The organism is Kitasatospora sp. NPDC048545, from assembly GCF_040651155.1.
Classification (GTDB): domain Bacteria; phylum Actinomycetota; class Actinomycetes; order Streptomycetales; family Streptomycetaceae; genus Kitasatospora.
Genome location: NZ_JBEZIQ010000029.1, coordinates 48,583 through 73,762 on the forward strand (window position 1 = coordinate 48,583; position 25,180 = coordinate 73,762).

Below are 25,180 nucleotides of genomic sequence, written 5' to 3' on the forward strand. Positions count from 1 at the left end.
TCAGAGCCAGGGGCTACGGTGCCGCCGTGGACGTTGCCGATCTCGACTACCGGGTCCGGACGCCCGCGCTGTTGTGACTCCCTGTCGTCCGCAGCTCCCGGCCGCCCGCGCCGACGACCGGCCCCCGGGACGACGAGCCCCCGTTCTGAGTCCTGCCCGGCAGGGTCCGAACTCCCTTGGCCCGTAACGCTGGACCGTGCACCACCCGGGCTCGACGGCACCACCGTCCGCAACGGCAAGGGGCCTGTCTTCCCAGGGGTGGCGATGATCACTAAGGTGTGGAAGTTGTGAGTATGCGTGAATCCGGTGACGACCTGTGGGAAGAGTTCGTCAAGGAGTTCGAGAAGACCAACGCGGCACCGGAACCGAGTGCCGCCGAACGGGCGAACCAACCCGCGCGCCGAGACCGGCGCCGTCGGTTGCTGCTTCCGGCGGCCGCTGCGCTGCTGGCGGCAGCAGGAGCGGTGGTGTACCTGCTCCGGCCGTCGGCCCCGGCCCCGGCCGCCGCCGTGGCTTCCGCGTCGGCCACGTCTGCTGTGCCGGCCGACCCGGCCGCACTGACCTCGTCCGCTCCCGCGCTGCACGCGGTGACCCCGCCGGCCGACGCCCCGCTGACGGCAGCCGACGCTCCGGTCTCGGCGATCCCGCTGTCCGTCTTTCCGGCGCAGGTGCAGGGGTACACGCTGGTGGCCGACGTGGCGAACCCGGTGTGCACCGGCCCGGACACCGTGGCGCCGACGCTCGCCGGGTTGATCACGCATGGCCACGGCTGTCTCGGCGTCGACCTGGCGCTGTACAAGGACGCCGAGGGCAACCAGTACAACCTGGCGCTGTTCACGATGAACGACCCGGTCGAGGCCCTGCACCTGGTGACCTTCCTGGCCTCCCACCCCGGCGACTACGAGGTCGCCGTCCAGGTCCCGCCCAAGGACTCGGGTCTGCGCCAGTTGCCGGCCGACAGCGGCCTCGTGCAGAACTTCGCGGTCCACGGGCACGGCATGCTCGTCGGTACGGCCCAGTGGTCCGACGGTCGGACCGCGGACTTCGACAAGCTGGTGAAACAGCTCTCTCCGTTGACCGGGGCCGTCGGGATCAACATTCCCGCCTGACGGACCGGCGGCTCCCCAGGAGGCCGAGGGCGGCAGTGTGCGGGCGGGAACCGTACGGGCCGCCCCCGGTCGCCCCCGGTCGGTCCCGGCGGTCGCCCCCGGAGCCGGGCCTCCCGGGACCGCATGTCGGAGCCACGGTCTACGCTCCCCACCACCTACGAGTTTCGGGGAAGACGGATGTCCTACGACGATGACGAGTACCTGCCCGCACTGATCACCGCCCTGGCCGATCCGTCCGCGCAGACGTGGACGATCGACGGCTGGCGGATCGAACGGGTCGGCCTGGTCCAGGGGTCCGACGACCACTGCACGATGTACGACCCGCTGGGGCCGGAGGGCGCGAGCGCTCCGATGCGGCCCGGCGGCACGCCGGTCTACCTGGTCTCCCGCGCGGACGCGCCGGGCTCCCCGGTGGCCGCTCTGGTGCACCCCTGCGAGACCGTCCCGGTGCGGATGCAGGACTGGGGCGACCGCCTGGCGACCCCGTCCGGCCTGGCCGTGCTGCACGCGAACCCCGGCACCGGGTGGGTCGAACCGGCCGTCCCGATGCTCAAGCGGACCTGGGCCGTCCTGCACGCGCGCGCCGCCGGCAGCTCCGACTGGAGGCTGGAGAACTTCCGCGACATGCTCCGGAGGGCTTCGGTGGATCCGGCGGACTGGCCGGTGGAGCCGGTCGAGGGCGACTTCGCGAACGACTGGCTGATGATCCCGGACGAGGCCGGCACCGGCACCGTGCTGGGCATCCTGGTGGACCCGGACGGGTCCGACGCGACCGAGTGCCTGGACGCCGAGGGCAACACGGTGGCGACCCTGCTCACCTTCGGCTAGCGATCCGCCGGCGGCATCCCGGTCCATCCTCCGTGCCGTCCGAGGCCTGATGGTGCCGGTCGTCGTCACTACCCCGACCGAGTAGGTGGCGGCGGAGGCGGGCACCGTCGAGGGCCCGTTTGCGAAGTCCGTCGCCGACGCGGTCACCGTCCAGGAGGCCGAGAGGAGGGCGCGGTCGTCGGTGACGCTCACGGCGCCGATCGGCGCGCTGATCGTGGTGCCGGGCGCTCCCGAGCCGAGGGCGGCGCTGACCGGCACCGACATCGACAGCGCGCCGGACGTGATGGAGAACGAGACCGTGGTACTGGGGTCGGCCGCTGCTCCGGCGAGGCCCGGCTGGACCATGACGAGGACGACGGATGCGGCCGCGGTGGGTAGGATTCGCATACGCACAGCTGCTTCTGGAGTAGCCACCCGCGAGCGGGCATGCCGATTGACGCAATGTCGGACAATCGGGCGCAACTTCTTCACGCAAGCCGAAGCCGGTCACGCTCCGCCACAGGAATGACCACATTTCAGTCGGATGGAAGCCCGGCCCGCCCAGCCCGGCGCCGCCGTGCCGCCCGCGCTCACCCACGAGGAGGCGGAAGCCCTCCTCACCAGAGCCGGCCTGTAGGCCGACGGCGATCTCGCGCACCTGTGGTTGCCGTGTGTGACCGACCGGATGTGCCACGTGAGGCCAGGCCCCTGGGCCCGCGCGACGCCGACCGTTCGACACCAGCGGCTTGACACCAGGCGCTCGACACCGACCGCTCGGACGCGACGGCAGGGCCCCGTCGCCGCGCCGGAACGAGGGCAGCAGTGGGAGGGTGGACACAGGGACCCCAGCTGATCGCGGATCCGGGTGATCATCGCCGGGAGGACGCACCATGAGGACGCACGACGCCCCGGGCACGTCAGGAGACGGGCACGCGGCACCCGCGGGAGCCGCGCCAGGTACCCGGCAGCCGGGCGGGACGGCCCGGCCGGCGAGGCCGCCCGGCGCAGACGGCTCCTGCGCGCCGTCTCCGCCGGTCTGCTCCCGCTCGGCATGCCGGCCGTCCTCCGTCGCATGTCGCTGTTTGTCATGCCGTTCCTCAAGGCGATCGGGAGCCGTGATCATCGTGGGTGCGGTCTCCGCCATCACGGGGGACGCGACCGACCCGTCCTGGCCCGCCCCGGCCGGAACGCCGAGGCGGGCGTCATGACCCCGCACGGCGGAGCGACCCCTCAGGAACAGGGGGGAGCCCGTCCCTCCTCCCGGAGGGTCGTCTGGACCGCGCTGCGCGTGCTGGGGTCGGTCGTCGCACTGGTGACCGTGTACTACCTGCTGCCCCTGGACCGCTTCTCCACGTCGGCCGCCGTCACCGTGCTCCTGCTCGGTCTGGTCGGCTTCGTCGCCCTGATCGCCGTCCAGGTCCGCTCGATCCTTCGCTCGCGGCACCCGGGGCTGCGGGCCGTCGAGGCGCTGGCCACCAGCATCCCGTTCTTCCTGCTGCTGTTCGCAGCCTCCTACGTCACGATGGCCGCGCAGTCCCCGGACAGCTTCGGTCGGCACCTCTCCCACACCCAGGGGCTGTACTTCACCGTCACCGTGTTCTCCACCGTCGGGTTCGGCGACATCACGGCCAAGACCGACACGGCGCAGCTGGTGGTCACCGTGCAGATGCTCACCGACCTGATCGTCTTCGGACTGGCCCTCAAGGTCATCGTCGGTGCGGTCCGCCGCAGCCGGGAACGCAGGAACGCCGGGGCGAACACCCGCGCCGGGACGGACGGCGGTGGGTGAGGCGGGCGGAACGCCGTGATCAGGCCCGTTGCGGTGTGCCGGCTGGTCGTCGGGGTTGGCACCCCTGGTTAAACGCCGACGCCGACGCCGACGCCGGCGCTGACACTGGTGCCGACACCGGTGCCGGCGTACGCGCTGCGCCAGGCGGCCGGGGGTGTGGCGGTCTGGCGGCGGAAGAAGGTGGTGAAGTTGCCGGGGTCCCGGAAGCCGAGGCGCCGTGCGCAGCCGGCGATCGGGAGGTCGGTGTGGGCGAGCAGGCGCTTGGCTTCGAGCAGGATCCGTTGGTCGAGGAAGGTCTTGGCGCCGGTGCCGGTGGCGGCACGGGTGGCCCGGGTGAGGGTGCGCACGTCGTAGCCGAGGGCGTGCGCGTAGTCGGCGACGTGGTGCCAGTCGGCGAAGTGTTCTTCGACGGCGCTGCGGTAGGCGCGGAAAACGGTCGTGTCGGGGCCGCCGGAGTGGGTCGGCCGGGTCGCTTCCGGGGTGTGGGGGAGGGCGCGCAGCATGAGTGCCGCCAGGAGGTGGGTGAGCAGTGCGGCGTTCGCCAGGTGGGGTGTGCGTGCTGCGGTGTCGTGTTCGCGGCGGAGGTGGTCGGCTGCGAGGAGGGCGAGGTCGAGGCGAGGGCGGTCGAGGTGCCAGCCGGCCGGGGCGGTGGTCTCGGCTGCGGTGAAGCCGGGGAGGAACCTCCGCGCCCACCCGCCGCCGACGCGACCGGCCACCCGACCGTACGTCGGGCCCGGCCGGCGGAGGGCGCCGGTCGGGATCCTCGCGGCGCGTGACACCGGTCGGCGTGGCACCACCGGGCGGCCCTCCCCGCCGCCGCGCCCCCGGGCGCGGGGCCACGCCTCGGTCCCCGGGCGCCGGGCCCGCCCGCTCCGACCGTCAGGGGCTTGATGACCGCCCGGAGCGGGCCGTAGCGTGGCCGGTATGGACGCTCAACGGAGCGGCACACCCCTGGACCGGCTGCGCGGGCGGCTCGGCGCGGAACTGTTCGCGCGCGTCGCGGGCCCCGACGGGCGTGCCGTGCGACGCCGCATCCACGACACGCCCGGGCCGCGCTGGTTCGGCCCGGACCGGCCCGTCCGGGTCGTGCACGGCGACGCGTCGATGTTCGTGGGCGGGCTGTCGGCGCTGCTGGTGCAGTCCCTGCACCCGCTGGCGATGGCGGCCGTCGCCGCTCATTCCGGCTACCGCAGTGACCCCTGGGGCCGACTGCAGAGGACCAGCACCTTCCTGGCCGTCACCACCTTCGGCACCGCCGAGGACGCCGATGCCGCCGTGGAACGGGTCCGCGCCGTCCACGCGGGCATCCGCGGGACGATGGCCGACGGCCGCACGTACTGGGCGGGCGACCCCCACCTCCTGGGCTGGGTCCACGCCGCCGAGGCCGACAGCTTCCTGCGCGCCCACCAGGCCTACGGCGCGCACCCGCTGGACGCCGACGGCTGCGACGGCTACGTCGCCGACATGGCCCGGGTGGCCGAGGCCCTGGGCGTCGAGGACCCTCCGCGCGACCGGAAGGCGCTCGACGAGCGCCTGCGCGCCTACGGCCCGGAACTGGAGGACACCCCGCAGGCCCGGGCCGTGGCGCGCTTCCTCCTCCTGCACCCCCCGGTGCCGCTCCCGGCCCGCCCGGCCTACGGCGCCCTGGCCGCCGCCGCGGTCGCCCTCATGCCCGCCCGACACCGCGCGCTGATCGGACTTCCGGCGGCGTCCTCCCTGGAGACCGCCGTGGTCCGTCCCTTCGGCCGCGGCGCGGTGCGGGCCATCCGGTGGGCGATGTCCGACCCTGCGCGCACCGGATGAGCGCCCCGCCAGGCCTCGAACGTGCGGAACCCCGGCAAGCCGCCCCAAGCCGCTCGGGACTCCGGATGATGTGAACGTGACGCCCTACTGACCTCGGCTCGTCAGGGTGAACCTTCTCGAAGTCCCCGATGGGTGCGGTGCAGTGGCTGTACCGGGTGGTGGGTGAGATCTGCGGATGGGGGCGGGTCGGCCGCCGCGGGACGGGTGCGCCGGGAGCCGGTGCGGACGCGGGCCGCCGAGTCGTTCGAGCAGGGAGTCAAGCCGCCTGATGGCGTGGGCGTGGGCGGTCAGTGGAAGAACGGGTCGTCCACGACGTGGACCCAGCCGCCGTCCGGCCGGCGTCGGAGGATCTCCGTGGTCGCGGAGATCACCGGCTCGGGGTCGACGCCCGTCAGGGTGGCGGTGCTCGACACCAGGGCGGAGGCCCTGTCGTCGCCGTTGTACGTCCTCGTTCCGATCGGGTCCGGCGCGCGGTTGCCCGGCGCGGGTGGGCGCATCGCCCACCGGTGCAGGCCAACGCCGGGACCGTATCGGTGACACGGGGGGATCACCCGGCCGGTCCGGTGCCTTCCGGTCCGGTGCTCTCCCCCTCGCAGGGCACATTTCGTGACATCGGCAGCGACAGTGGGACGGAAGCCGTACAGTCCCCTGCAACACCCCATGGACGGAAGACGAGGAACCGTGGCAGACAGCCGTTTCAGCGACACCATCTCCGCACTCGAGGGAGAGCTTCCCGGTATCGAGGCGCGACGGCGGGGACTGGAGGCCGAACTGGCTGCCGTCGTCGCGCACGAGAACGCCCTGCGCGGCGCGCTGGAAAGCCTGCGCGCCCTCTCCGGCCTGCCGCTCCCGCAGATCGCCGTTGCGGTGGAGAACGCCGCGCCCCTGACGACCCGTGAAGAGGTCGACGTGGCGCCCCCGTCGCAGCAGGGGCAGCGGCCTGCCGAGCTGCCGGCCGCCGAAACCGAGGCGCTCCCGACGCAGGGCCAAGGCCAGGACCAGGACCAGGACCGGGCGCCGCTGAAGAGGGCCGCCACCGCGAAGAAGGCCACCGCGAAGAAGGCCACCGCGAAGAAGACCGCCGCGAAGAAGACCGTGGGGGCGAAGAAGGAAACCGCGAAGAGGACCGCCGCGAAGAAGACCACCACCAAGGAGACAACCGCGAAGACCGCGGCGACGAAGAAGGCTGCGGCCGCGACGAGGACTCCGGCGAAGAAGGCCACATCGAGGGCCCGGGTGACGACGGCTGCGAGGAAGCCCGGGACGACCACCGCCACGGCAGCGGGCGAAGCCCGGACAGCCGAGCCGCAGACGCACGGGACCGCGGAGACCGGGACCGCGGAGACCGGGCCCGCATCCAGGCGGCGCAGTACCGGCGTCACCGCCGAGAAGGTGCTCGCGGTCCTGGCCGGCGCCGAACGGCCGTTGCGCGCCCGGGAGGTGGCCACCGAGCTGCGGATCGACGGCGGGCAGGGCGCCGTGAACGCGCTGCGCACCATGCTGGAGCGGCTGACCAAGGCCGGCCGTGCACAGCGCCCGGGTCGCGGCCTGTACGCGAAGCTCGACGGCTGACCTGCGGGCGTCCGGTCGGCAGTGGCGGCGTTCGGAGGCTGTTCCGTGGACGGGGCAGCGGTGTCCGGGTGCCGCCGGATGCCACGGCGGCGGGAGGCCGAGGAGGCCGGTCCGAACGGGCGGTCGGCGCTGCCCGCCCGTGGTGCATGAAGGCCGTGATCACTGGGGGTGCCATGGCGCTGTTCTCACCGAAGTGCCCGGTCGGCCCGGACGAACGGGTCTGGGTGGAGGAGTCCATGGCCTGGCTGGCAGCCGAGTTCGGCCGTGAGGTGCTGCGCCGCGCCCCGGTCCTGCCGACCGCCGAGTTCTTCCCGGGACCGTACCGGGGCTCCGACGAGGACATCCGGAGCGTGGTCACCCGGATCTGCGGCTACCTGGACGTGGCGCCCGACCGGCTGACGATCGAGATCGAGCCGGACGACGGCGAGCACGTCATGGTCGCCGACCTCAACCTCGCCCGGAGGTCCCGCTCCGCCGCGGGGCACTACCGGCGTGAGAACGGGCGCCCGGTGATCGCCGTCGACCAGCGCCAAGCCGCCCGTCCGGTCGCGCTGGTCGCCACCATCGCCCACGAGTTGGGCCACGTGCGCCTGCTCGACGAGCAGCGGATCCCCGCCGACCGGCGCGACCACGAGCCACTCACCGACCTGCTGACGGTCCATTTCGGCCTCGGCATCTTCACGGCCAACTCCGCCTTCACCTTCAGTCAGAGCAGCCGGGGCTGGTCGTACTCGCGCCTCGGCTACCTGAGCCAGCGCGGGCTCGGCTACGCGCTGGCCTGCTACGCCCACCTGCGTGGCGAGACCAGGCCCACCTGGGCGGCACACCTGGCCACCAACCCGAGGGCCTACCTCACACAGGGCCTTCGCTACCTGGGCCGGAACCCGCCGAGCAGGTGACGGAGGGGGGAGTCCGTCGGACGGCTTGACCGGGCGCGCCGTCAGTGAGCCTGTGCCTCACCGGCCGGTGCCGGTGTCGGTGCCCGGAGCCGGCTGGGACCGGGACGCCCGGTGAGCCGTCAGGCGACGAGCTCGTAGATGCTTCTGGCGGTGAGCCAGAGCCCGGCCAGGAGCGAGAGGGTGATGATCAGCTGGTCCTGGTGCCGATCGAGCCAGGTCCGCAGGGCGTCCAGTCGGGCGTGCGCGGTGTCCGGGGCCCAGACGGTGTACAGCTCCATCGCCAGGAGGCTGAGGGTGGCCAGCAGGCAGTAGCCGGTCAGGGCGAGCCAGGCGTAGGCGGTGGAGAGGTTCGCGTCGACGGCGGTGGCGGCGCCGGCGCCGACCAGGGCCCACGGCTGGAGGAGCCAGGCGAGTCCGGCAGCGGTGGCGAGCGAGGCGTTGTCGACGCGCCCGGTCCAGCTCGGCGGCTGGTGCGGGTGGGGAGGGCGTCGGCTCCGGTAGCAGCCGAACAGGACCAGGCCGACGCCGATCGCGAGCTCGGCGGCGAGGGCGGCGTCCGAGGGCGCGCTGTCGTGGGCGGGTGGCGTTCCGCCGGTGAGCAGCATGACGCAGGCGATCACCGCGACCAGGTTGGCCAGCCAGGACAGCAGGAAGGCGAGGCCCTTGCGGGTGCCGCGCAGGGAGGAGAGCAGCAGGACGAAGGCGCTGTTGTGCAGTGGTCCGAGGGTGATGGCCGTACCGATCACGATCAAGTCGACGACCATCGGTTCAGCCCCTCCCTCGATCGGGTAGACGCCCTGCCCGGCACGCCTGGAGACGGGCTCCGGCGTACGCGGCGGGCAGGGTACCGGCGCCCGTACGGCGCCGCGTCCCGACTCTGCGGGCCCCGGCCTGGCGCGTCAAGCAGGCCACGCCGACACCGCCGTCTCCCACCGCCTCCCCGTCCACGGCGGGTCACCGCACGGGTAGCAGGAGTTCCGCGTACAGGCCGCCGCCGGGGGCGGGGGAGAGCCGGGCGGTGCCGCCGTGGAGTTCGGCCACCCAGCGGACGATGGCGAGGCCGGTTCCGGTGCCGGTGCTCGTCGTTCCGGTGACGCGGCGTTCGAAGACCCGCGTACGGTCCTCGGCCGGTACGCCGGGGCCGTGGTCCCGTACGGCGATCCGGCCGGCCGTGACGCTCACGTCGACCGGGGTGCCGCCACCGTGCCGCAGCGCGTTCTCCACGAGGTTGCGAACGGCCTGGGCGAGCAGTTCGGGGTCGCCGTCGACGACGACGGCCTCGGTGGTGACGGTGACGCCGGTGCTGTCCGGCAGTTCCTCGACGGTCTGTTCGACCAGCTGGTCGAGCCGCAGCGGGGTCAGCTCGACGTCCTGGGTGCCGGCCTCGACGCGGGCCCGGGCCAGCAGACCGGTGACCAGCCGGCCCAGGCGGTCGACGAGGCGGACCGCTTCGTCGAGGGCGGCAGGTGCCCGGGCGGGGGAGGTGCCGCCGGTTTCGACCACCAGGCGCAGGGTGGCCAGCGGGGTGCGGAGTTCGTGCGCGGCTTCGGCGAGGAACTGTTCCTGTCGGTCGAGTCCGCGCAGCGCAGGTCGCATGGCCCGTCCGGACAGCAGGTGCCCCACGGCGGCGGCGGCCAGCACCAGGGCTGCGCAGCCCAGGGCGAGCCGGCGGACGAGGCGGTCATGGGCGGCCAGGCTCTGTGCGGGGTCGGCTCCGACCAGCACGGCGGCGCCGATCCGGTCGCCGTCCCAGACGGGGGCGGCGGCCCACTGGATCTCCCGGCCACCGGCCTCGGCGGCCATGAAGACGGTCTCCTGCTCGTGCTCGACCTGCCTCCAGATGTCGTCCAGCCCGGCCTGGTCGGGAAGCGGGGCGCGTGCGGCGGGCGCGGCAGACGCGTGGCGGACCTGGGGCAGGCCGGGCGCGGGTGCCCGGACGACGGCGAGCCGCTCCGCGCTCAGCGCCAGGTCGTCCTCCGCCAGGGCGTCGAGGTGCAGGACTCCGCCGTCGTAGTAGAGCGTGCGGGCGAGGCCGTCGGCTCGGCGGCCGACGTCGTTGTCGAGATCGTTCGTGCGGGACCGGGCGTCGGTGCGCACCGCCAGGACCGCGAGGAACAGGAGGCACAGGGCGGTGGTCGCGGCGAAGAGCAGGGTCGTCGCCCACCGGACGCGCTGCAGGTGTGCGACGGCGGGACCGGACCGCATCACCGGTCCGTGGCGGGGTCGGTGAGCCGGTAGCCGACGCCCCGGACGGTCAGGACGAGCCAGGGCGGACCCAGTTTGCGGCGCAGCTGGCCGATGAGGACGTCGACGACGTTGGAGAGCGGTTCGGTCTGCTCGTCCCAGCAGCGTTCGATGAGTTCGGTGCGCGTGACCACCTCGCCGGCGCGCAGCATCAGGACCTCCAGGACGGCGAACTCCTTGGCGGTGAGGGTGAGCAGTACGCCGTCGCGTCGTACCCTGCGGCGTGGCAGGTCGAGTTCCAGGGTGCCGACGCGCAGTTCCGGCAGCCGCGCGGGCTGACCGCGACGGCACAGGGTACGGACGCGGGCACTGAGTTCGGCGAAGGCGAAGGGCTTGACGAGGTAGTCGTCGGCGCCGTGCTCGAACCCGGCCACGCGGTCGCTGACCGCGTCGAGGGCGGTGAGCAGCAGGACGGGCAGGGCGGAGCCGGCCCTGCGCTGGGCGGACAGGAGGGTGAGCGCGTCCCCGTCGGGCAGGGTGCGGTCGGCGACCAGGCAGTCGTAGGTGTTGACCGCGAGCTTGAAGTCGGCGTCGGCGAGGGAGGTGGCGAAGTCGACGGCGAATCCTGCCTCGCGCAGACGGCGGGTGATCACGGGGCCGAGTTCGGGGTCGTCCTCAAGGACAAGTACGCGCATGGCGGGCGAGCCTACTGGGTCGAAAAGAACATGAACGCCGGGGTGGTCGTGATTGGGCTGTTATGCCCGTCCACCGGGCCGCCGGGTGTCGTGCCCGTCCGCCGGGCGGCGCCGGGGCCGGGGCATTCCGCGTCGGGAGCTGCCGAACCACCTCATGATCCCCTCATGGACGAGCGGGCAGTCTGCGGGCATGGCAAAGATCCGTATGCACAAGCGCGTCATCGGCCTGACCGCCGCAGGCGTGGCGGCCACCGTTCTCGCGGCCTACTGCGTCCAGTCCGCACAGGGCGCGGACTCCCCCAGCACGGGCGATCCGCGGGCGGTGGTGCGCGTGGACCAGGTCGGCTACACACCGGGCGAGGTCAAGCAGGCCTACCTGATGACCTCCGTCCCCGCGGCCAACGCGTCCTTCCGGGTCCTCGACACCTCCGGGAAGGAGGTCCTGAAGGGCAGGGCCGGCTCGTCCACCGGAGGCTGGAACAGCACGTACAAGGCCGTCCACACCCTGGACCTCTCCCCGCTGACCGAGCCCGGCGACTACCGGGTCGAGGTGTCCGGGCCCGTCACCGCCGTCTCCCCGACGTTCCGCGTCGCCACGGTGGACGGACTCTTCGGCAAACTCATCCGGGACAACGTCCGCTTCTTCCAAGCCCAGCGCGACGGCGCCGACGTGATCCCCACCGAACTGCGCCGCCGGCCCTCGCACCTGGCCGACCGCCAGGCCACGGTCTACGACACCCCGGCCTACGCCGACGACGAGACGGTGCTGACCTCGCCCCTCAAGCGCGTCGCGGGCCCGGTCGACGTCTCGGGCGGCTGGAACGACGCCGGCGACTTCCTCAAGTTCACCCACACCGCCTCCTACTCCACCGCGAGCCTCCTGCTCGCGCAGCGCACCACACCCGCCGGCGGGCAGGAGCTGGCCGCCGAGGCGCGCCACGGCCTGGACTGGCTCGACAAGATGTGGGACGACACGTCGCGCACCCTCTACGTCCAGGTCGGGCTCGGCAAGGGCGACACCGCCGACGGCAACGGCGCGATCAGGTCCGACCACGACGTGTGGCGCCTGCCGGAGGTCGACGACGCCCTCGACGTCAAGCCCGGCGACCCCGACTACCTGATCAAGCACCGGCCGGTCTTCCGCGCGGCGCCGCCCGGCAAGCCGATCAGCCCCAACCTCGCCGGACGCGTCGCCGCCACCTTCGCCCTGGCCGCCCAGCTGGACGCCGCCGAGAACCCCGAGCGGGCGCACGAGGAGCTCGACAAGGCCGCGCACGTCTACGCCCTCGCCGACACCACCCCCGGCGACCAGCTGGTCACCGCCTTTCCCCACGGCTTCTACCCCGAGGCGTCCTGGCAGGACGACATGGAATTCGGCGCCGCCGAACTCGCCCTCGCCGCGAAGGCGCTGGACGACAGGCGCGCGGCCGACTGGACCAGGCAAGCCGGACACTGGGCCCGGCAGTACCTCACCTCGGACAGCGTCGGCACCCTCGGACTCGGGGACGTCAGCGCCCTCGCCCACGCCGACCTCGTCCGCCTGCTCGACGACGGCGCCGCCCGCACCGAAGCGACACGCGAGCAGCTCACCGCCGACCTCCGGCGCCAGCTCGACGACGGCAGCGCCCGCGCGGCCCGCGACCCCTTCAGGGCCGGCGCCGTCTACACCGACTTCGACTCCGTGCCCCACACCTTCGGCCTGGCCGCCACCGCCCGGCTGTACCGCCGGGTGACCGGGGACTCCCACTACGACGCGTTCGCCACCCAGCAGCGCAACTGGGCCCTGGGCGCCAACGCGTGGGGCTCCTCCTTCGTCATCGGGGCCGGAACGACCTTCCCGCACTGCCCCGAACACCAGGCCGCCAACCTCGCCGGCGACCTCGACGGGGACGGCGACATCCTCCTGGGCGGTGTCGTCAACGGCCCCAACGCGGCGGACAAGCTCAAGGACCTCAACTCCTTCCCCACCATGCGCGCGTGCCCGACCGGCCAGGGCAACCCCTTCGCGGCCTTCGACGGCCGCGGCGGCGGCTTCATGGACCACGTCGGCGCCTGGCAGACCGTCGAATCCGCCGACGACTTCACCGCCACGGCCCTGCTCGCCTTCACCCTCGCCGCCGCGCCCCAGGACGCCGGCAGCAAGCCCAACTGACAGCGCGCAGCGCCACGGGTGCACGTCCGGCCGGATCCGGGCGGGACCGATCAGGATTCGAGAAGCCCCGGGCACCGGGCCGCCCGTAGCGTGATGGGCATGGGAAACAACGAAAGCACCGCGTCCACCGTGTCCCTCGCGTCCGTCACCCTTGAGGTGGCCGACCCCGGGGCCGCGCACCGCTTCCACGCCGCCTTCGGCGTGGACCGGCATGTCCGCCTGCGGGAGTCCGAGGCGCCGTCCGTCGGGTTCCGTGGCTTCGCGCTGGCGCTCACGGTGTCCGGGCCGGCCACCGTCGACGCCTTCCTCGCGGCCGCGGTGGGCGCCGGCGCCACGGTGCTCAAGCCCGCGGCGAAGTCGCTGTGGGGTTACGGCGGCTCGGTGCAGGCGCCGGACGGGACGGCGTGGAAGGTCGCGACCTCGGCGAAGAAGGACACCGGCCCGGCCACGCGCGAGATCGACGACGTCGTCCTGCTGCTCGGTGTCGAGAACGTCAAGGCCACCAGGGAGTTCTACGTCGGCCGGGGCCTGACCGTGGCCAGGAGCTTCGGCGGCAAGTACACCGAGTTCGCCTCCGGCGGGCCCGGTGCCGTGAAGCTGGCGCTGTACAAGCGCCGTGCCCTGGCCAAGGAGGTGGGCGTCGCGGTCGACGGCAGCGGCTCGCACCGCATCGTCCTCGGCGGCACCGCGGGTTCGTTCGCGGACCCGGACGGCTTCGCCTGGGAGGCCGCGGTACCGGCCACCGCTGCCGGCCCGTCCGCCCGCTCCTGACCCGCCACCGGCGGTACGCGGCCGAGGGGGAGGAGCGTCCGCAGTCCGGCGTCGAAGCGGTGCTGGTCCTGGCCACTGCGGAGCTGCCGCGGAGTGAGGTCACGGGCAGGGGTGGCGCTCAGCAGGGGCAGGTCCGCTCCGTACATCCGCCCCAGGCCACTCAGCCGTACTCCTCCTGGCAGCGGTCGGCGTTTCCCGGCGAGGCCGGACGGCCCGATCGGACAGGACGGCAGCTCCTGTCCACCGGGGCATCTGTCCGGGAGCTGCCGTCCCCTGTCGACCGGATGTGTCGCCGCCGCACCGGACCGGTCGCGGACCCCGGACCACGACCGGGGACCGGCCGGGCGAGAATGCGCGTATGAGAGTCAGATGCCTGCAGATCGTCCACCCTGCGGCCGACATCCCGGTCGCGCAGTTCGCGGGGATCCGGGTGGGCGGTGTCTACCCGGTTCTGGAGATGGTCGCCCACGACATCGACTGCCAGATCCGCCTGCTCGGCCCCGACACACCCGACCCCGGACTTCTCTGGGACGCGGCCGACTTCGAGACGGTGGACACCCGGATACCACCCGGCTGGACCTTGGTCATCGCCGACGGCCGCACCCGCCTCTGCGACGCCCGCTGGCAGCGCCCCGGCTTCTGGACCGACTACGCCCGCGGTACCCCGCAGGCCCTGGCCGACTACGAGCACGTGAAGCGCGAACTCCTCGCCGCCGCCCCGCCGGCCGAGAACTGAACCCCGGCCCCCGGGTGCCTCGGCCCGGCCGCCTGGCACACCGGATCACGGGATGCCGAGCCGCGTCCACCATGTCGTCCCGTCCGGGCTTTGTGGCGGCGGAACAGGGTGTCGGCGTGTCCTCCGAACGCGCTTTCGTCGGAACGCAGTTGTGGGTAGAGTCGGACCGGATTCCTGGATGTCGGCTTTGGCCGGAGACTGCATGCGCCTGAGCGCGTGGGGTGCCCAGTTCGCGTCGCCGTCCAGCACGTTTCCCCTCGTGGGACTGATCTGGAGGTCGACGCATGCCTGCGTGGCTGTCACGCCCTTTGCTCTCCGCGTTGTTCGCACTGCCGTTGCTGGCAGTCGTGTTGCTGTCCGCACCTGCCTGGCTGACGTGGCCCTTCCTGCCCCCGGGACGCCAGGAGGTCGTGTTGGCGGTCCTTGACCGTCTGGTCACCTGGGCCCGGGTCGCGGTGCCGCACGCGGGCGGCACCGCGACCCGGGCCACGGCCGAGGAGTCCGTGCGGCGAGCTCGCTGATGGGTCGGCCGGTTCCTGCTCCCTGGTCCCTGGTTCCCGGTGCCGGGAACCGGCCGACCCGGTCGCGGCCCGTGCCGCGGCGGCCCGCAGCGGGTGTCAGGTGATGATGACGGCCATCTGACCGTAGGTGGCGTAGCCGTTCTCGAAGTCGTCTTCCGAGACCGTCGTCCGGCCGCGTGCCGGGTCGTTGATCGACACCGTGCCGTTGCCGAACCCGGTAACGACGACGGCGTGTTCGGCCGGTCCGGCGTAGAGGACGTCCCGGCCGTCGTACGCCGTGTAGGTGGTCGGCTTCAGACGGCGCCACAGGTAGTCCACCCAGACGACCGCGGGCCGCCCGGCCGCCAGGCTTTGCCTCAGGGTCTCGACCGAGATGCCCGAACCGGACCGGTCCACGGTGAGCCCGTAGGCGCGGGCGGCCTTCGCCACCGGCGGGGCGTACACGCCGAAGCCGGTGCCGTCGACCTCGGAGCCGTCCGGGTCGCCGACGAAGGCCTCGTACGGATCGCCTGAGCGAGGGCCGGAGTGCCCGAACTCGGGGTGGTCCCAGTCGACCCCGATGTGGTCCAGGACGTCCTGGTCGTCGGTCCTCACGCCGCGCGAGGCCAGGACCATCCGCAGGGCTGCCGCCTCGCAGTCGTTGGCGAGCTGCTGGCGGTAGTAGGGCACCGAGCCGGCCGTGACCGGCTCGGCGGCCGCCGCGGTGCCGGTGCCGATGCCGATGCCCGAGGCCAGGATCGCGCCGACGAGGGCCGTGGTGGCGGCCACCTGTGCTCTCGCAATGATCTTCATGAGCATGACGCTACAAAGGCCGATTACGCAGCGCAGCCGGTACGCCCCGAACAGGTGACGGCGCACTGCCGTCCCTGCGGGCCGCGTCGCACACGGGCGCGGCACCGACGATCCGGGTGGCCCCGCCGCGGGCCTGCGTGTCCGTGTCCGCGTAGGCGTCCGTGTCCGTGTCCGAGTCGGACCGGGCCCGGCCCGTGGTCACTCGCGGTCCGGCGGCAGTCCGTCTGCGGAACCCCCGGGCGCCGAGGTCGGCGGCGTACCGTAGGTGCCGTGAACGACCGACCTGAATGGCGTGTCGCGGTGGATCCGGGCCGTGTCGTCCAGCCGACCTGCGGACACCTGGACGGGCTCCGGGACGTCCCCGCGCACACGTCCCCCGGCTGCGAGGACTGCCTGCGGGCCGGCGGCACCTGGGTCCACCTGCGGGCCTGCCTGACCTGCGGACACGTCGGCTGCTGCGACAGCTCGCCCGGACAGCACGCCTACCGCCACGCCCGCGACAACAGCGCACACCACATCGCCCGCTCCCTCCGGCCCGGCGAGGACTGGGCCTGGTGCTACACCGACGAGGTCTTCCTGCGCCCCGCCTGACCGGGGCGACCGACGCGGTGGCCCACGACCTGCGCCTCGGCCCGCCGAGCGCACCCGCCTGTCCGACCGGGCCGGGTCCGCGCCGGGGAGATCCGGAACTCCCCGGCACGGGTCCGGCCGGAGCCGTTCCCCGAGCTGTCCGGCGCGGGTCTGCCGGTACGTGGGCCCCGCCCGGTCCGGCGGGACGCCGCGTCGATCCGCGTCGATCCGCGTCGATCCGCTGAGGTCCGCGAACGGGCCTCAGCGGCGCTTGGCCCGGGGGAGCCGACACGCCTTCGCGCAGCGGCCGCAGTACCCGAACACGCGGCGGATCAGGCTAGGCACGGGTGTCCTCCTCGGTGTGGCGGTGCTCGGCGTCCAGACGCAGTGCGAGCAGGCCGTGGGCCATCGCGCCGCCCGCGCAGACCGCGGCGGCGACGAAGCCGACCTCGGCGATCTCCTCGCGGGTGGCCCCCGCGTCCGCCGCGCCGCGGGTGTGGGTGTCGATGCAGTAGGAGCACCGCGTCGTCATCGCGACGGCCAGCGCGACCAGTTCGCGCAGCTTGCGCGGGACCGTCCCGCCGTCCCGGAAGACCGTCTCGTGGAAGCGGATGAACGCGTCGAACTCGTCCTGGGCCAGGGCGCGCACCGTCGGTACGGTGCGCAGATCTGAGGGCTGCTGGTAGGTCATGGCTCGATCCAAGCCGTGCGGAGCAGGGCCCGTCCAAGACCGTTTGGGGATGAGTGGGCATGGTCCGGCTATCGCTCCCGACGACTATCGTGACCTCATGGACCTGCGCAGACTTGGCTACTTCATCGCGGTGGCGGAGGAACGCAACGTCGGGCGGGCCGCGAGGCGCCTGCAGATGTCGCAGCCACCCCTGAGCCAGCGGATCCGGGAGCTCGAAGCCGACCTGGGGTGCGCACTGTTCGTCCGGACGCCGCGGGGCATGGAGCTGACCGAACCGGGCCGGGTCCTGCTGACGGAGGCCCGCGCCCTGCTGGCGAACGCCCAGGAGGCCCGCGAGCGGGTGCGCCGGGCCGCGGGCGAACGGGTGCTGCGGGTCGGGGTGCTCGGGCCGGGCGAGTCCGCGCTGTCCTTCCCCGCGGCCCGGGCCTTCACGCTGAGCTGCCCCGGCACGACCGTCCAGCTGCGCCAGGGCGACCTGCGCGACCCGCTGATCGGACTGACGGCCGGTCAGGTCGACGTGGCGATCACCTACGGGCCGTTCGTCGAGACGGGGTTGGCGACGCGGACGGTGGGCGAGGACCGCTGCTACGCCGCCGTCCCCGCCGACGACCGGCTGGCCCGGCGGCGCAGCCTGACCCTTGAGGACCTGGCCGACCGCACGTGCGTGCGCCTGCCGGAGAGTGCCGATCCGAACTGGCGGGCCTTCTGGCAGGCGACCTCCAGGAGCACCGACGGGCCGGCCGCGCAGTCGCTGGACGAGTGCCTGCACGCCGTTCTGTGGCAGCGTGCCGTCGCGCTCGTCCCGGGCCAGGCCACCGCCCGCCACCGCGTCGACGGCATCGCCTACCGCCCGGTCGACGAACTCCCGCCGAGCCGCCTGGTCCTCGCCTGGCGCCGCGCCGACCGCTCACCGCTCATCCCTGCCTACGCGGCCGCCTTCTGCACGTCGACCCGGTAGGCGCGTCCCCCCGGCTCCCGGATGCCGGTCGGCACCTCCGGCCGGGCCTCCGGCGGCCAGGGGCTCCCGCCCGCTGCAACTCCCTTACCGGTCAAGCCAGGTGCGGCACCGCGAACAGCACCCGCAGGTGTGCCCGGGAGTGCGCCCCCCGGTGTCGACCCGACGAAGGCGGTGCGGGAAGTGTCGGGTGCCGGGAGCCGGTGCCGCCGCAGGATGGGGGCATGGACGACACGACCTTGGTATCCCGCTTCCTGCACGACGGCTTCGTGAAGCTGGAGGGCGCCGTCGCGCCGCGCGTGGCCGCGGACTGCGCGCGGCTGCTGTGGCAGGAGACGGGCTGCGACCCGGACGAACCGTCGACGTGGACGCAACCCGTCCACTGGGTGGGCGGTATGGCGCAGGGACCGTTCGCCGCCGCGCCCAACTCGCCGACCCTGCACCACGCGTACGACCTGCTCGTCGGCACGGGGCGCTGGGAGCCGCGCTACTCGCTGGGCGCGTTCCCGCTGCGCTTCCCGCACGAGGAGGAGCCGGACGACGCGGGCTGGCACATCGACGGGGGATACCTGCCGGAGGGCGAGACCTGGCACTTCACGAACCTGCGGTCCCGGGGCCGGGCGCTGCTGATGCTGTTCCTGTTCAGCGAGGTCGGTGAGGAGGACGCCCCGACCCGGATCCGGATCGGCTCACACCTGGACGTGCCGAAGGTGCTGGAGGCGTACGGGAAGGACGGGGCGAGCGTGCCGGACCTCGCACCCGATCTGGTGGCGGCGAGCGATCACCGGCCGCTCGCCCTCGCCACCGGGGCCCCGGGGGACGTCTACCTGTGCCACCCCTTCCTGGTGCACGCGGCGCAGCCGCACCACGGGGCGCGGCCCCGCTTCATGGCCCAGCCGCCGCTGATGCCGGCCGCGCCGTACGAACCGGAGCGTGCCGACGGCGCGTACTCGGCCGTGGAGATCGCGATCCGTCGCGGTTTGGGACGGGACGCCCCCGGTCCGGACGGGGACGGTACCGGCCGCAGCGTCGGGTAGCCGTGACTCACGCAACCGGTGGCCGAGGCGGTGGGCGAGCCGGCGGCCGGGGCGGCTGCCACGGTGCCGGCCCGCGCGGAAAACTCGTTTGGTGGACCGCGGCGGCCGCTGCTACCTTTCGGGTGGCCGTGTGAGAGACCGAGGAGGTGGTACCCGTGAACGCAGTTTCGACGTGGGTGCTCTCCTGTGGGGTCACGGTCGGGCGGTAGGTCGTCCGGGAGCACCGTTCAAGTGTTCTCCCGAAAGGCACGACCATGCGATTCATTTCCGAACAGCGTCTCGACGGCGGCGTCCTCGAACGCGAGTTCATCCTCGGCGAGATTCCCGGCACCTTGTGGACGCCCGGATCCGCAGCACCGGCCCCGCTGATCCTGATGGCCCACAACAACGGCCTGCCCAGGGGCGAAGCCCGGCTGGTGGCCCGGGCCCGGCACTACGCGGCGCACGGCTACGCGGTGGCCGCCATCGACGCCCCCGGCTGCGGTGAACGCCCCCGTTCCGCCGCCGACGATCAGGCCCGCGCCGACCTGCGGCAGGCGATGCGGGCCGGTGAACCGGTCGACGAGATCTTCGAGTCCTTCGTCGGCCCGCTCGTCGAGAAGGCGGTCCCGGAATGGCGGACCGCCCTGGACGCCCTGCTGGCGCTGCCGGAGATCGGCGGCCCGGTCGGGTACTCGGGATGGACGGCCGTCGGCATCCGACTGGCGGCGGCCGAGCCGCGCATTGCCGCCGCCGGATTCTTCGCCGGGGGCTACGTGCCTCGCGCCCAGCGCGAGGAGGCCCGGCAGATCACCGTACCGCTGCTGTTCCTGCTGCAGTGGGACGACGAGGGCAATCCCCGGCAGCGGGCCCTGGACCTGTTCGACGCCTTCGGCAGCAAGGAGAAGACACTGCACGCCAACCTGGGCGGCCACACCGGCACCCCGTGGTTCGAGGTGGAGGACGGCGGCCGCTTCTTCGACCGGCACCTGAGGTGAGGCCGACCCGTCGGGGTGACGGCACGGAGTAGCCGGCCCCGGCCCGGCATCGCGGGTCCCTGCCGCACCGGCAGGGACCCGCGACACCCGGAACGGCGGCCCGGCCGAGCGCCGGCCGAACTCGCCGACCGGCGCTGCCCGGTTCCGCCGCCCCGCGCTCGATCTCGACGGCTGCCCGCGCCGGCAGCACCGGGCCGGTGCCTCACACGTGCGCCGCGATCAGAACGTGCGTGCCTGGGTGACCTGGTTCAGGTGGATGAGGATGTCGTAGGCCCGTCCGATCGCGAGCTGCGGCATCGGATCGCTGACGTAGACCGAACCCGCGTCGTAGGTGGGGCGGGCGACGTCCAGCCAGTCGCGGGCCGCCCGGGGCGCGGTGCGCAGGTCGACGTAGTAGTCCCGGTAGCGGACCTGGTCGAGGGTGTACTCGTTCATGTCCGGCGTGGCTGCCGGGACGGTGACGGTCTTCCAGTTGTCCGTCAGGACCGCGCCGTTGGTGAGGAAGGAACCGCTGTCGAAGGTGAAACCTATGGCCACGTAGTCGCGACCATAGGTGTCGCGCAGCCGGGAACCCTGCGGCTTGGGGTACAGGAAGGTGTCGGTGGCCAGGTAGCCGGCGTGCCCGTTGTGCGCCGACAGCAGCACCTTGCCGCCGGTGCGGCGCTGCCACCACGCGGTGTTGTCCGCCATCGCCCGGTCACGCAGCTGCTCCGCGGCGGAGACGGAGGCCGGGTCGGTGATGTCCAGGCCGGCGAAGGCGAAGGTCTCGGCGATGTTCCGGGCGTGCTGCACCGCCCACGCGTGGGCGTCGCCGCCGGAGGCGCCGGCACCGCTCGCGGTGACCAGGTCGAGCGCCTGCTGCGCCTTGGCGGCGTTGTCGCGGCGCTCGGCGAGCGGCTTCCGCAGGTAGGCGAAGGCGTCGTCGAACGGTCGCAGGCCCGCGTAGAGGCCGTCGAGCTGCGGGAGGACGTCGGGGCGGGCCCCGCGCACGTAGGAGGTGACCCGCTCGAAGATCCCGTCGCCGAGCCTCGGCAGGCCGAGGTCGTCGCCCACGAAGTGGACCGGGTCCTGCGGGTGGCTCCGGTTGTGGTCCCGCATCCAGGCGATCAGGTCGGCGAACTCCTCGCGGTCCCACGGACTGCCGCCCAAGGCGTCCTTGACGATGTGCCGAGCGTCGCCCGGGCCGCCCTGGACGTACTCGTCGATCTGCAGGCCGCTGCTCCAGCTCGTCTCCAGAGCGAAGGTGGTGAAGCCCTTCTCCTCGACGAGGTAGCGGAACACCCGCTGCTTCATCGCGAAGAACTCGTGCGAGCCGTGGGTGGCCTCGCCGAGGCCGACCACCTTGGCGTCGCCGATCATCGAGCCCATGGCGCGCAGGTCGGCGGTGCGGCCGCCGGGTTCCGTCGTCCGCAACGGCTGGGCGACGCCCTCCAGCGCGCGCACCACGGCGGAGCGCTGCGCTGCCGCCGGGTCCGCGGCCGCGGCGGTGGCGCCCGGGGCCACCGGCGCGGCGACCGCCGCCACCGGGACCAGGACGGCCGCGGCGGCGACCACCGCGGTCAGCAGTCCGCGCCGTCCGATCGGCTTGTTGCCTGTCATCGTTGCGATCACTCCTCGACTCGACGGAACGCCGATGACCTCGGCGTTCGATGAGTCGATCTTCGCGGGGGCGGGGCCCGCGGCGCGCTGGGGCGGACCACAGTCTTTCCTGGGGGTAACCCCCCGGCCGGATTCGGCGGCCGGCCCCCCGGCCGATGGCGGCCCGCCGGCCGTTACAGCCCGGCGGCGGCCCGGTGATGTCGGTGCCGTTCGCCTGACACTCGGCGTTCGGCGCCGTCGCCCCGAGGGCGTGAGGCTCCCGCCCGGCTCTCTCGGCGTCCGTCACCCCCCTCCACCCCGGATCTGCTCCTGGACGACTGACGCCGAAACCGCCTGAGGCGTCAGCACCCTCGGCCGGGCCTTGCGCGGCGAACGGTGGGTGGGCCAGGAGGAGTTCACTGCCGTTGGTCGGTGCCCGCCCGGCCTGACTGCGTCGGGCCGGGCGGGCTTGCGGTGTCAGTGTGACCAGTAGGGGTCGTCGACCGTCGCGCACGGGGCGGCGTAGTCCAGCGGTCCTTGACCGAACCCGCCGTGTCCCTTGTCATCGCTGATGTCGGCGACATTGAGCAGGGAAGCCTGGACCTCGGCGCAACCGTTCACTCCCGAGACGAACCGGAGGGTGAAGTCGGAGCCCTTCACCTCCACCGCCCCCTTGTAGCGCTCGACCGAGTAGCCCTTCCCGGTCCAGAGTGCCTGGACGATGTCGAGCGGCTCCTGATCCCGCGCAGGGGTGATCCGGACCCGGGCCGCCTGTTTGGCGGTCATCTCCGCCCGGCCCGTCTTCCTGCACCCGGACGTACCGCAGAATCCGGTCAGGTCGGGGTCGCTTTCGTACCTCGTCGTGGCCCATTGGAGCCCCGGGTGGAAGGCTCCGGCGACATCGGCGAGTTCGGCTTCGATCCGGTGCTGTGCCCGGTCGACCGGCACGATGGGTTCCTCGGGCTCCGGCCAGGCGTACCAGCCGACCAGGAGCGCCAGCAGGACCCCCGGCACGGTCCAGCGCCATACCTTGGCCCTCACCGCGGATCCTCCCTGGTGATCGTGTTCCCGTGGCCGCTCACGATCTTCCCGATGTTGGGGAGCGAGTCGCCACCCTTCCCGTGCTTCCCGAAGTAGTTGTCGTGGGAGTCGGTCACGGTCCCGTCCGCCACCGAGAAGCGCTGCCCGCCGAAGGTCTCGCTGGCCGGGTCCGTGCCGTGCCACGACCCGTCGGGATTCGTGATCGCCTCGACCGCGGCCCAACCGGGGATGAGCATCCCGGGGGACGGCGCGTCCGCGACGGGGTCGTACTTGGCCGTGCCGACGTACACATGGTCCGCACCGATCCCGAGCTGCGATGCCTTGTCCACCCCGACACCCGGGCTGCCGACCAGGACGATGTCGTCGACGGGCAGGCCACCGGGGTGCTGGGTCGCCTTCCCGACCACCAGGGAGCCGTAGCTGTGCCCCTGCGCGGTCATGTGCGCGGGATCCCCCTCGTGGGTGGCGCGGAGTCCGGTGAGGAACTTGTTGTACGCGGCCCCGCCATCCTCCGCCCGGTCCTGCATGAGCACGGAGGGACCGTCCAGCTGCGGCGCGTCGTATCCCAGCCAGAACACGGACGCGACGCTCGACGTCTCCTTGTTGTCCTCCGCGCTCTTCACCGCGGAATCGTAGATGCGCTTCGCCGTGGCGGCGTCGCCGCCCCCGACGCCTGCCAGGTTGCTGTTCAGCCCGGGCACCAGCGACGAGACGTTCTTGGCCTTGTCCGGGTCACCCCAGGACACGATCGCGCGGCCCTGCCCCTGATCGCCGATCCCCAGCAGCAGTAGTGGAGGCTCGGAGCCCGGCCCGCCCGCACCATTGTCCACCTTGCCGTCGAGCCGGTCCTGAATGGCCTGGAAGCCGTCGAGCTTCTGCTTCAGGGCGTCGTGCTTGGCCTTCCACGCCGTGTAGTCGGGGTTCTCCACCGGCCCGCCGTTCATGTCGGCGACGCTCAGGTACATCTGCGGCTCGGGGCCGAGGTTGGCGAGCTGGTTCTGGCGGTCCTTGATCAGGTTCCTCAGGTTGACCCGGTTGGCCTGGTCGCGGACGGCCGAGGGGACGCCGTCGAGGTTGCCGATCTGGTCGGGGTGGTCGTGGATGAACTTCTGCTGTTCGGTGTCGGTGAGGCCGTCCCACCACTTCTTGACGCCGGCCGGGTCGGTGCCTGCGGGGGGTATCTGCTCGCGTCCGGTCTGGGCGGCCTGGTCGGCGGCGACGGTGGCGGCGTCGAGGCCGGTGCCGTTGCTCGCGTTGGTCGCGAAGTGGTTCAGCCGGGCGCTGAGTTCCTGGTCCGCGTGGTCGGCCTCGTTGAGTGCGGCGGTGATGCGGTTGCTGATGGCGATGGCCGTCGTCTCGGCGCCGGCGCCCGCGTAGTTCGCGGATGCGGGGTCCTTGTCCCAGGTGATGGTGCCGTCGGGGGCGACGGTGAGCTTGGCGGTCTTGGCGTCGTCGAGGGCGTAGACCAGGTGGGACTGGGCCAGCGCGAACTGCTCGGCGGCCTTGGCGAGCGCCTTGCCGATGAAGTCGAGCTCGCTGTGCGCGGACTGGAGTTCGGTGCCCAGGAACCGGATGCGGGCCTGGGCGTGGTCGGACGCGGTGCCGGTCCAGTGCGAGTTGGCGAGCCGGTCGGCGACCTCGTGCTGCCAGGACTCGATGTGCTGTCCGAACGCCGAGTACAGCGCGTCGAAGGCGTTCTTCGCGATGGTGATGTTGATGATGTTCGCGTCGTAGAGGGTCTTGATGTCCATCGGGTTACTCGGCCGCCTTCGCACTCGAAGGCTTCACGGGGCCCGGGACGACCGTCGTGCCGAACGGGTCCGGCTCGTTCTGGGCCGGGGCGGGGGCGGCCGGGTTCCGCATGCTGTTGTGGGCGTTCTGCTCGGCCTGACGGTAGAAGGTGGCCGTGGTGCCGAGCTTGGTGCCGACGTCGCCCATGTCACCGCCGAGCTTGTCCAGCAGCGTCTTCCAGTTGGCCCCGCAATCGCGTATCGCCGCGGCCGTCAGCCAGCCCTGCAAGGTGCCGGCGGCCTGGTTGCACGGCTCCGCGAGCTTCGACGTCTCACCCGGAATCAGACTCCCGATGTGCTGCGCGCTCTGCCCACAGCCGTCCAGTTCGCCCGGATTGACCTTGAATTGCAAGCTTGCGTCAGGATCGGCCATGTCTTTCTTTCCCCCCGGATACCTCGCGCCTGGATCATCACCAGGCCCACCTTCATCTGACGAACGTTTGATCGGATGGTAGCCGACTGTCGTGGAGGTGATCGGCGGCCGAGGCGGACACGAAGCGGCCGCGACCAGGGGGATCCCGCGCCCGCACACGGTCGGCCACGTGATCGTTCCGGCCGTTCGATGGCACACGACACGGCACTTGCGCACTCGGCCCGGCGTCGCTCGGCCCCGCGTCGCTCGCCCCGGCGTCGCTCGGCCCGTCGATCCGGTGCCAGACCGGGAGGACCAGCGGGCACACGGTGATCAGGAGGTACGTCCCGCAAAGGTTC

General features: G+C 72.8%; 25 protein-coding genes. 14 read left to right on the plus strand and 11 right to left on the minus strand.

The window, feature by feature from the left end; translation table 11 throughout:
* Positions 1–287 precede the first annotated feature (287 nt).
* The 4 genes from AB0D10_RS25935 to AB0D10_RS25950 all read left to right on the plus strand — a co-directional run bounded on the left by AB0D10_RS25935 (position 288) and on the right by AB0D10_RS25950 (position 3,705).
* A complete protein-coding gene (locus AB0D10_RS25935; protein ID WP_360260631.1) occupies positions 288–1,109 on the plus strand; it encodes a hypothetical protein in 822 nt (273 codons plus the stop codon).
* A 177-nt stretch (positions 1,110–1,286) separates the two neighbouring features.
* Complete coding sequence (locus tag AB0D10_RS25940) at positions 1,287–1,937, plus strand: hypothetical protein (protein WP_360260634.1); 651 nt, start codon at positions 1,287–1,289, stop codon at positions 1,935–1,937.
* An 85-nt stretch (positions 1,938–2,022) separates the two neighbouring features.
* Positions 2,023–2,445, plus strand: coding sequence for a hypothetical protein (locus tag AB0D10_RS25945; RefSeq protein WP_360260636.1), 423 nt, complete (start codon positions 2,023–2,025; stop codon positions 2,443–2,445).
* A gap of 675 nt (positions 2,446–3,120) precedes the next feature.
* Positions 3,121–3,705, plus strand: coding sequence for a potassium channel family protein (locus AB0D10_RS25950; RefSeq protein ID WP_360260638.1), 585 nt, complete (start codon positions 3,121–3,123; stop codon positions 3,703–3,705).
* A 68-nt stretch (positions 3,706–3,773) separates the two neighbouring features.
* On the opposite strand, the gene AB0D10_RS25955 is transcribed toward AB0D10_RS25950, so the two are convergent.
* Positions 3,774–4,421 carry an AraC family transcriptional regulator gene (locus AB0D10_RS25955; RefSeq protein WP_360260640.1) on the minus strand — a complete coding sequence of 216 codons (648 nt, stop codon included), beginning with the start codon at positions 4,419–4,421 and terminating at the stop codon, positions 3,774–3,776.
* 208 nt (positions 4,422–4,629) lie between these two features.
* Here AB0D10_RS25955 and AB0D10_RS25960 point away from each other — a divergent pair, with 208 nt between their 5' ends.
* A complete protein-coding gene (locus AB0D10_RS25960; protein ID WP_360260643.1) occupies positions 4,630–5,508 on the plus strand; it encodes an oxygenase MpaB family protein in 879 nt (292 codons plus the stop codon).
* 287 nt (positions 5,509–5,795) lie between these two features.
* On the opposite strand, the gene AB0D10_RS25965 is transcribed toward AB0D10_RS25960, so the two are convergent.
* Positions 5,796–6,005 (minus strand): hypothetical protein, encoded by a 210-nt coding sequence (locus AB0D10_RS25965; protein ID WP_360260644.1) that lies wholly within the window; start codon positions 6,003–6,005, stop codon positions 5,796–5,798.
* A 184-nt stretch (positions 6,006–6,189) separates the two neighbouring features.
* Between AB0D10_RS25965 and AB0D10_RS25970 the strand changes: the two genes are divergently transcribed.
* Both AB0D10_RS25970 and AB0D10_RS25975 read left to right on the plus strand, forming a co-directional pair.
* Positions 6,190–7,080: a hypothetical protein gene (locus tag AB0D10_RS25970; protein WP_360260647.1), complete on the plus strand. Its 891-nt coding sequence runs from the start codon at positions 6,190–6,192 to the stop codon at positions 7,078–7,080.
* Between the two features lie 155 nt (positions 7,081–7,235).
* Entirely contained in the window at positions 7,236–7,979 is a 744-nt protein-coding gene (locus tag AB0D10_RS25975) for a hypothetical protein (protein WP_360260650.1), read from the plus strand.
* Between the two features lie 119 nt (positions 7,980–8,098).
* On the opposite strand, the gene AB0D10_RS25980 is transcribed toward AB0D10_RS25975, so the two are convergent.
* The 3 genes from AB0D10_RS25980 to AB0D10_RS25990 form a co-directional block, all read right to left on the minus strand.
* On the minus strand, positions 8,099–8,743 hold the full coding sequence (locus tag AB0D10_RS25980; protein ID WP_360260652.1) for a GAP family protein: 645 nt from the start codon (positions 8,741–8,743) through the stop codon (positions 8,099–8,101).
* A gap of 190 nt (positions 8,744–8,933) precedes the next feature.
* Positions 8,934–10,184 carry a HAMP domain-containing sensor histidine kinase gene (locus AB0D10_RS25985; protein WP_360260655.1) on the minus strand — a complete coding sequence of 417 codons (1,251 nt, stop codon included), beginning with the start codon at positions 10,182–10,184 and terminating at the stop codon, positions 8,934–8,936.
* On the minus strand, positions 10,184–10,858 hold the full coding sequence (locus tag AB0D10_RS25990) for a response regulator transcription factor (protein ID WP_360260657.1): 675 nt from the start codon (positions 10,856–10,858) through the stop codon (positions 10,184–10,186). Before AB0D10_RS25990 ends, AB0D10_RS25985 begins: the two co-directional genes overlap by 1 nt.
* Positions 10,859–11,048: 190 nt before the next feature.
* Here AB0D10_RS25990 and AB0D10_RS25995 point away from each other — a divergent pair, with 190 nt between their 5' ends.
* The 3 genes from AB0D10_RS25995 (at position 11,049) to AB0D10_RS26005 (ending at position 14,517) form a co-directional block, all read left to right on the plus strand.
* On the plus strand, positions 11,049–13,010 hold the full coding sequence (locus tag AB0D10_RS25995; protein WP_360260659.1) for a glycoside hydrolase family 9 protein: 1,962 nt from the start codon (positions 11,049–11,051) through the stop codon (positions 13,008–13,010).
* Positions 13,011–13,109: 99 nt separating this feature from the next.
* Positions 13,110–13,781: a glyoxalase gene (locus tag AB0D10_RS26000; protein ID WP_360260661.1), complete on the plus strand. Its 672-nt coding sequence runs from the start codon at positions 13,110–13,112 to the stop codon at positions 13,779–13,781.
* A gap of 358 nt (positions 13,782–14,139) precedes the next feature.
* Positions 14,140–14,517 carry a hypothetical protein gene (locus AB0D10_RS26005; protein WP_360260664.1) on the plus strand — a complete coding sequence of 126 codons (378 nt, stop codon included), beginning with the start codon at positions 14,140–14,142 and terminating at the stop codon, positions 14,515–14,517.
* Positions 14,518–15,134: 617 nt separating this feature from the next.
* Here AB0D10_RS26005 and AB0D10_RS26010 read toward each other — a convergent pair.
* Positions 15,135–15,830, minus strand: a complete 696-nt coding sequence (locus AB0D10_RS26010) for a C39 family peptidase (RefSeq protein ID WP_360260667.1) — start codon at positions 15,828–15,830, stop codon at positions 15,135–15,137.
* A 339-nt stretch (positions 15,831–16,169) separates the two neighbouring features.
* Here AB0D10_RS26010 and AB0D10_RS26015 point away from each other — a divergent pair, with 339 nt between their 5' ends.
* Positions 16,170–16,421 (plus strand): UBP-type zinc finger domain-containing protein, encoded by a 252-nt coding sequence (locus AB0D10_RS26015; protein ID WP_360260823.1) that lies wholly within the window; start codon positions 16,170–16,172, stop codon positions 16,419–16,421.
* Between the two features lie 316 nt (positions 16,422–16,737).
* Here AB0D10_RS26015 and AB0D10_RS26020 read toward each other — a convergent pair whose 3' ends face one another.
* Complete coding sequence (locus AB0D10_RS26020) at positions 16,738–17,091, minus strand: carboxymuconolactone decarboxylase family protein (RefSeq protein WP_360260670.1); 354 nt, start codon at positions 17,089–17,091, stop codon at positions 16,738–16,740.
* Positions 17,092–17,188: 97 nt separating this feature from the next.
* On the opposite strand from AB0D10_RS26020, the gene AB0D10_RS26025 reads away from it, so the two are divergent.
* The 3 genes from AB0D10_RS26025 to AB0D10_RS26035 all read left to right on the plus strand — a co-directional run bounded on the left by AB0D10_RS26025 (position 17,189) and on the right by AB0D10_RS26035 (position 20,060).
* On the plus strand, positions 17,189–18,049 hold the full coding sequence (locus AB0D10_RS26025; RefSeq protein ID WP_360260673.1) for a LysR substrate-binding domain-containing protein: 861 nt from the start codon (positions 17,189–17,191) through the stop codon (positions 18,047–18,049).
* A 221-nt stretch (positions 18,050–18,270) separates the two neighbouring features.
* Positions 18,271–19,083: a phytanoyl-CoA dioxygenase family protein gene (locus tag AB0D10_RS26030; RefSeq protein ID WP_360260676.1), complete on the plus strand. Its 813-nt coding sequence runs from the start codon at positions 18,271–18,273 to the stop codon at positions 19,081–19,083.
* A 254-nt stretch (positions 19,084–19,337) separates the two neighbouring features.
* Positions 19,338–20,060 carry an alpha/beta hydrolase gene (locus tag AB0D10_RS26035; protein WP_360260679.1) on the plus strand — a complete coding sequence of 241 codons (723 nt, stop codon included), beginning with the start codon at positions 19,338–19,340 and terminating at the stop codon, positions 20,058–20,060.
* Between the two features lie 219 nt (positions 20,061–20,279).
* Here AB0D10_RS26035 and AB0D10_RS26040 read toward each other — a convergent pair whose 3' ends face one another.
* The 4 genes from AB0D10_RS26040 to AB0D10_RS26055 all read right to left on the minus strand — a co-directional run bounded on the left by AB0D10_RS26040 (position 20,280) and on the right by AB0D10_RS26055 (position 24,842).
* On the minus strand, positions 20,280–21,659 hold the full coding sequence (locus tag AB0D10_RS26040) for an erythromycin esterase family protein (protein WP_360260681.1): 1,380 nt from the start codon (positions 21,657–21,659) through the stop codon (positions 20,280–20,282).
* Between the two features lie 456 nt (positions 21,660–22,115).
* Entirely contained in the window at positions 22,116–22,679 is a 564-nt protein-coding gene (locus tag AB0D10_RS26045; RefSeq protein ID WP_360260684.1) for a hypothetical protein, read from the minus strand.
* Entirely contained in the window at positions 22,676–24,430 is a 1,755-nt protein-coding gene (locus tag AB0D10_RS26050) for an alpha/beta hydrolase (protein ID WP_360260687.1), read from the minus strand. The genes AB0D10_RS26045 and AB0D10_RS26050 overlap by 4 nt, the downstream gene beginning before the upstream one ends.
* Before the next feature lie 4 nt (positions 24,431–24,434).
* Positions 24,435–24,842: a hypothetical protein gene (locus AB0D10_RS26055; protein ID WP_360260689.1), complete on the minus strand. Its 408-nt coding sequence runs from the start codon at positions 24,840–24,842 to the stop codon at positions 24,435–24,437.
* Positions 24,843–25,180: the final 338 nt, after the last annotated feature.